General features: G+C 69.5%; 7 protein-coding genes and 1 pseudogene. 3 read left to right on the forward strand and 5 right to left on the reverse strand.

The genetic code is table 11. The features are described from left to right. Nucleotides 1-114 precede the first annotated feature (114 nt). Nucleotides 115-636 (reverse strand): FKBP-type peptidyl-prolyl cis-trans isomerase, encoded by a 522-nt coding sequence (locus Q0581_RS00005; RefSeq protein ID WP_298696105.1) that lies wholly within the window; start codon nucleotides 634-636, stop codon nucleotides 115-117. Further along, nucleotides 617-1,819 (reverse strand): threonine ammonia-lyase, encoded by a 1,203-nt coding sequence (locus Q0581_RS00010; RefSeq protein ID WP_298696107.1) that lies wholly within the window; start codon nucleotides 1,817-1,819, stop codon nucleotides 617-619. Before Q0581_RS00010 ends, Q0581_RS00005 begins: the two co-directional genes overlap by 20 nt. 155 nt (nucleotides 1,820-1,974) lie before the next feature. Between Q0581_RS00010 and Q0581_RS00015 the strand changes: the two genes are divergently transcribed. The 3 genes from Q0581_RS00015 to Q0581_RS00025 all read left to right on the forward strand — a co-directional run bounded on the left by Q0581_RS00015 (nucleotide 1,975) and on the right by Q0581_RS00025 (nucleotide 3,368). Continuing rightward, nucleotides 1,975-2,481: a hypothetical protein gene (locus tag Q0581_RS00015; RefSeq protein WP_298696109.1), complete on the forward strand. Its 507-nt coding sequence runs from the start codon at nucleotides 1,975-1,977 to the stop codon at nucleotides 2,479-2,481. A gap of 16 nt (nucleotides 2,482-2,497) precedes the next feature. Next, on the forward strand, nucleotides 2,498-3,049 hold the full coding sequence (locus Q0581_RS00020) for a BA14K family protein (protein WP_298696111.1): 552 nt from the start codon (nucleotides 2,498-2,500) through the stop codon (nucleotides 3,047-3,049). A 121-nt stretch (nucleotides 3,050-3,170) separates the two neighbouring features. Further along, nucleotides 3,171-3,368, forward strand: coding sequence for a hypothetical protein (locus tag Q0581_RS00025; protein ID WP_298696113.1), 198 nt, complete (start codon nucleotides 3,171-3,173; stop codon nucleotides 3,366-3,368). Nucleotides 3,369-3,375: 7 nt separating this feature from the next. Here Q0581_RS00025 and Q0581_RS00030 read toward each other — a convergent pair whose 3' ends face one another. From Q0581_RS00030 to Q0581_RS00040, 3 genes and pseudogenes are all read right to left on the reverse strand, one after another. After that, nucleotides 3,376-3,909, reverse strand: a complete 534-nt coding sequence (locus Q0581_RS00030; protein ID WP_298696115.1) for a GNAT family N-acetyltransferase — start codon at nucleotides 3,907-3,909, stop codon at nucleotides 3,376-3,378. A gap of 168 nt (nucleotides 3,910-4,077) precedes the next feature. Continuing rightward, nucleotides 4,078-4,359, reverse strand: coding sequence for a 50S ribosomal protein L27 (gene rpmA, locus Q0581_RS00035; protein WP_292262290.1), 282 nt, complete (start codon nucleotides 4,357-4,359; stop codon nucleotides 4,078-4,080). 92 nt (nucleotides 4,360-4,451) lie between these two features. Then, nucleotides 4,452-4,715 (reverse strand): annotated as a pseudogene (locus tag Q0581_RS00040) (50S ribosomal protein L21); the annotation flags it as partial.

Raw genomic sequence — 4,715 nt, forward strand, 5'->3', positions numbered from 1 at the left:
GGGGGGGGGGGGGGGGGGGGGGGGGGGAGGGGGGGGGGGGGGCGATCCACGGCCGGTCCCCACCCGGCGCTACGCGCCACCCTCCCCATAAAGGGGAGGGAGAAGTTTCTGCCCTCAGCCCATCGCCACCGGCGGGCCGCGATCGCCGCCCGGCGTCGGGGCCACGGCCAGCAGCCGCAGGCGGAAGATCAGCACCGAATTGCCCGGAATGCGCGGCGGCGCGCCCTGTTCGCCGTAACCCAGGGCCGGCGGCACATACAGGATCCACTCGTCTCCGACCTTCATCCGCTGAAGCGCCTCGGTCCAGCCGGGCACCACCTCTTCGGGGGTGAAGACCGCCGGGGCGCCGCGTCCGAACGAGCTGTCGAAGATGGTCCCGTCGGTCAGTTTGCCCTCATAGTCGACCCGCACCAGATCGTTGCGGTCCGGGCTGACGCCGCCGGCGGGGCCGGACTGGACCACTTCGTATTGCAGACCCGAAGGCAGGGTCTGGACGCCGTCCTTGCGGGCGTTGGACTCCAGGAAGAACTGGGCGGCCTTCAGCGCCTCTTCGCCCGACGGCGCGGCGTCGCCGCCCCGCCCGCAGGACGCCAGCAGCACTGCGGCCGCGACCGCGCTAACCCATGCGAAGCGCATAACCCTTGTCCTTCAATGCCTGGCCGATCTCGTCGGCATGGGCGCTATCGCGCGTTTCCACCATGATGTCGAACTCGGCGCCCTTGGCCGGTACATCCAGCGCCAGCCGGTTGTGGACAACGTCGATGATGTTGCCGCCCACATCGCCGATCACCGCCGCCATGGCCGACAATATGCCCGGCCGGTCGTCAGACAAGATGCGATAGACGGTCAGGCGCCGCTCGCGCACCAGCTCGCGGTTCAGCACGACGGCCAGCATGCGCGCATCGATATTGCCGCCGGTCAGCTCGATCCCGACCTTCATGCCCCTGAACCGGTCGGGATAGGCCAGCAGCGCCGCCAGGCCCCCGGCCCCCGCGCCTTCGGCCACCGTCTTCTCCAGCGTCGCCAGGAAGGCCACGCCCTTTTCGAAATCCGCTTCCTGGCAGACCAGGACGTCCTCGATCAGCGGATTGCCCAGTGCATAGGGAATGTCGCCCGCCGCCTTGATGGCGATGCCCTCGGCGATGGTCTGGCCGCCGCATTTGGACGGCTGCCCGGCCCGGCGGGCGCTGAACGACGGATACATGGCCGCTTCGACGCCGAAGATGCGGATGTCCGGCCGCATGGCCTTGGCCGCGATGGCGCAGCCGGCGATCAGCCCGCCCCCGCCGATGGGGATGATCAGGGCGTCCAGCCCCGGCGCATCCTCCATGAACTCGATGCCGCACACGCCCTGGCCCGCCACGATGCCGGCGTCGTCGAAGGCCGAGACGAAGATGAAGCCGTCCTGGTCGCGCAGCCGGTGCGCTTCCTCCGTCGAGCCGGAGAAGTCCAGGCCGTGGATGACCACATTGGCCCCGTGGGCGCGGGTGCCGTCGATCTTCACGAAGGGCGTCCCCTCCGGCATGACGATGGTCACCGGTATGCCCAGCCGTCCGCCGTGATAGGCCAGGGCCTGAGCGTGGTTGCCGGCCGAGGCGGCGACCACGCCGCGTTTCCGCTCTTCGGGGGTCAGTTGCAGCAGCCGGTTCAGGGCGCCGCGCTCCTTGAAGCTGCCGGTGAAATGCAGATTGTCGAACTTCACCCACACCTCGGCCCCGGTCAGTTGCGACAGGCGGCGCGAATAGCGGGTGGGGGTGCGGTCGACCTGGCCAGCGATGCGGACGCGGGCGGCCTCGATATCGGCGAAGGTGACGGTCATCGGTTCTCCCTTGGGGGCCATGGCCCGGCCGGGTCTTGACGCCCGGTCAAGCTGCTTGTGGCGCCGCCTCGTGATCGCCGCAACCTTGACCTTGGCGGTTGCGTTAGGCGTGATGTCCCCATCTCTCGAGTCCTTCCCTCCCCGCAGGAACCGTCATGTCCCTCCGTCCCGTCCTGGCCCTCGCCGCCCTCGCCGCCGCCGTTTCGGCCTGTGCGCCCGCGCCGCCGCCGGGCGGATACGGCGCCGCGACCGCCGCCGTCTTCCGCGCCGAGGATTTCGCCTGGTCCCAGCGCGGCGGTCAGGCCGGGATCGAGGGTCGGGTCGATTATCGCCAGAACGGCGTGGCCTTCACCTGCTCCGGCTCGGCCGGGCTGACGCCCGACACCCCCTATACGCGCCAGCGATTCGCCGCGCTTTACGGCTCGACCGACCGGGCCGCCGTGCCGGTGGATGTGGTGCGTGCGCGCAATGTGCCCGACCCCAACGCCGACTATCGCGGCTATGTGCGGTCCGAACCGTGCGAAGGGGGCCGCTTCCGCTTCACCGGCCTGCCGGACGGCGGCTGGTTCGTGATCGTTCCGGTCAGCGCGGGCGACGAGCGGCTGGTGCTGATGCGGGCCGTCCAGACGCGCGGCGGGCGCGTCATCAACCTTGTGATGTGATCGACAGGAGAACGCCATGCGCCCGGCCCTGATCGCCGCCCTATCCCTGGCCGCCGCCGCGACGGCCGGCGCCGCCACGGCTCAAAGCCCCTACCAGAGCTGGTCGTCCCAGGGCGGCGACGGGGCGCGGTCCTATGGCTATGAAACCGGCCGCCACTACAGCAATCCCTACCGCCACGACGACCGGCGCGATTATCGGGACCGGTCCTACAACGGTCAGGCCGATCGGCCCGGCGACTATCGCTGCGACGCCTTCTGGGACGCCAATCGCACCGACTGCGGCGCCGGCTGGCGGGATCAGCGTCATCGCAGCAGCTATGGCTATGGGCGCGGACAGGGACGCGGCCATGGCTACGGCTATGGTTACGGTCACGACGCGGGCGGATCGGTCTATCCCGGCGCCTACGGCCGTCCCGATCTGGTCTATCCGGCCGGGCGCGGCGGCTATGCGGCGGCCGGATCGCGCGATCCGGCGCGCATGGACTGGTGCCGGCGCAACTATCGCTCCTATGACGCCGCCAGCGGCTATTACCGCGCCTATTCCGGCCGCCTGATCTGGTGCGGCTGAACCGAACGCCGTTCGCGCCTCACGACTTCGTGCCCGAGCGGCGTTCGCCATCTTTCGGCCCCCAGCCCCATGCCTCTGGAACGACGCCGCATGCGGGCGCCAGTATCGGGGAGCGTGACCCTTGTCCCAGCACAACATCATCGGCTCGGAAGCCTTCGACAAACGACCCCACGTCTATATCCGGTCGCTGAAGCCCGGCGGCTGGCGTCGGCGCAAGTCGCGTCTGGCCCTGGCCTTCATCGCCGGCGTGGGCGTGGCCGCCGTGGGCGGGGCGACCGCCGCCGTCTTCGCCTTCGGTCCGCTGCTGGCCGGGGCCTGACCGGCGGTCAGGCCAGCCAGACCATCCGCCGCGTCTGCACCGCCTCGCCGCGCGCGCGGCTGAAGCCCTTGCGCACCTCGCCCGTGTAGAGGAAGCCCGCCTTCTCCAGCACCCGGCCCGAGGCGGGGTTGTCCGTGAAATGCCCCGCCATCAGCGCGCGGCGGCGCCATTTGCGCGACGCCCAGACCATGCCGGCCTCCAGCGCCTCGGTGGCGAAGCCCCGGCCCCAGAAGTCGCGCCCGATCCAGTAGCCCGCCTCGGGCGCCGGATCGGCGTCCTCGAACAGGCCCAGCACCCCGACCAGGCCGTGATCCTCGTGCTCGATGACGAAGGTCGCCGCCCGCGCCGGATCCTGAGCCGCGACCTGCAGCACGAAGTCTTCGGCGTCGCCGACCCCGAACGGGTGCGGCATGCGCAGGGTCATGCGGGCGACGTCGGCGTCGTCCGCCAGACGGGCCAGGGGTTCGACGTCATTCAGTCCCGGCGCGCGCAGGGTCAGCCGCCGCGTCTCTATGACGGGTGAGGTCTCGATGATGCACATGGCGTGGCCTCGATTTCCTGCCGCCTCCTTATTTCAGGGCTCGGGCGACTTCGAGGCGGGGAAACGAAAACGGGGAGCCTGGTGATCCAGACTCCCCGCGGAAAAATTCCCTGGTCCGGATCGGCTGCTTTTCCAGCAACGCGATCCGAATGGGTGTCTTTCGGATCGCTATTCGGCGGCTACGGCCTGCTGGTCGTTGGCGGCTAGAATCGACACGTAACAGCGACCGCCGGCCTTGGTGGTGAACTTCACGGCGCCGTTGACCAGCGCGAACAGGGTATGGTCACGACCCATGCCCATGTTGACGCCCGGATGCCATTTGGTGCCGCGTTGGCGCACGATGATGTTGCCGGCCAGCACCTGCTCGCCGCCGAACTTCTTCACGCCGAGGCGTTTCGACTCGGAGTCGCGACCGTTGCGCGACGAACCACCGGATTTCTTGTGAGCCATAACTCTGCTCCGTCCTCTTGCGCCGGGCCCGAGGGCCTTCAGTCAGCGCCTATTGTAGCGACAAACGCCCGGCTTGGGCGCCCGTGAAATCTTCAGTCTTCAGCCGTCTTGGCGGCGGCCTTCTTGGCCGGAGCCTTCTTGGCCGCGGCGGCCTTGGGGGCGGCCTCGGCCTTTTCAGCCTTCGGAGCCGCAGCCTTCTTGGCCGGCTTGGCTTCGACTTCCGCCGTGCGCGGGGCCAGGCCGCGAGCGCGGGCGTTCATCTCGGCCTTGGTCATCAGCGAGGTTTCGCCGTCCCATTTGGCCTTTTCGCCGGCGCCTTCGATGCCGGTGATGCGCAGGACCGATTCCATCTGGCG

This window comes from uncultured Brevundimonas sp. (assembly GCF_937863155.1).
In the GTDB taxonomy this organism is placed as follows: domain Bacteria; phylum Pseudomonadota; class Alphaproteobacteria; order Caulobacterales; family Caulobacteraceae; genus Brevundimonas.